This is a genomic window from Romboutsia sp. 13368 (assembly GCF_018336475.1).
Lineage (GTDB): Bacteria > Bacillota > Clostridia > Peptostreptococcales > Peptostreptococcaceae > Romboutsia.
Map to the genome: position 1 here is coordinate 651,868 of NZ_CP048741.1, position 1,106 is coordinate 652,973.

Sequence of the window (1,106 nt, forward strand, 5' to 3'; positions counted from 1 at the left end):
AATTATTTAAATAGCAATATGTTTATCAAGGAGACTAATTTATGGTACTTAGAAAACATGAATTTTTAAAAGAGTATAATATAGATGAAAAATTTTTAATAGACAAAAATATAGATTGGAATGAATTAGAGAAAATTTATAATGACTATAGTATGTACCGAAAAAGTTATGARACRCAAGCAAACTTAATAGCCAATATACTTAGAGAGCATAATAAAGTACACTCTGTTAAAACTCGTGTTAAAGATGAAAATCATCTTATAGAAAAAATAATAAGAAAAACATCAGATAGAAGAAAAAAATATGGTAAAGAATTTAACTTTACAGTAGAAAATTACAAAGATGAAATAACAGATTTAGTTGGGATAAGAGTAATACATATATTTAAAGAAGACTGGGAAGAAATACATAATTTTATAACTAGAATGTGGAATGTAAATGAGATAGTTGCTAATATAAGGAAAGGTGATGATACAAAAAACTTTGAAGAATTAGGAATAGAAGTTTGTTCTAGGCTATCAGGATATCGTTCAGTACATTATTTAGTAGAATCATATCCAACAACAGAAAAGGTTATAACAGAAGTTCAAGTTAGGACTATATTTGAAGAAGGATATGGAGAAATAGACCATCAACTTAGATATTCATTAAATGAAATACCAGAAATACTTGAACAAAATTTAATGTTGCTTAATCGAATTGCAGGAAGTTCCGATGAAATGGCATCTTTAATAAATTTATTAAGTAAAAACTTTAAAGATATAAAAAGTGAATACAACAAAAAAATGGAGCTAAAAAATAATAAAATATTAGAGCTTAAAGATAATATATTAAGGAATGAATCTTTGGATGAAGAAGATAAAAAAGTATTTTTAGAAAATATAGAAAGTATAATAAACTAGTTATAATTTAAAACCCTCAGATATAAGATTTATTAAAAGCTTATATGTGGGGGTTTTATGATAGATTTAGAAAATAGGATAGAGGAAATTAAATCAAATTTAGTATCTAGAAATATAAGATATATAACAAAATGTAAATATAAAACTATACCTACAAAAGAAAAAGAAATATATAATGAAGTAAATTTTAAAGATTATAACTAT

1 protein-coding gene is annotated in these 1,106 nt (G+C 23.5%); it reads left to right on the forward strand.

Annotated features, from left to right (window positions below):
* The first annotated feature begins 41 nt into the window (after positions 1-41).
* A complete protein-coding gene (locus G3997_RS02695; protein ID WP_296647682.1) occupies positions 42-902 on the forward strand; it encodes a RelA/SpoT domain-containing protein in 861 nt (286 codons plus the stop codon).
* The last annotated feature ends 204 nt before the right edge of the window (positions 903-1,106 follow it).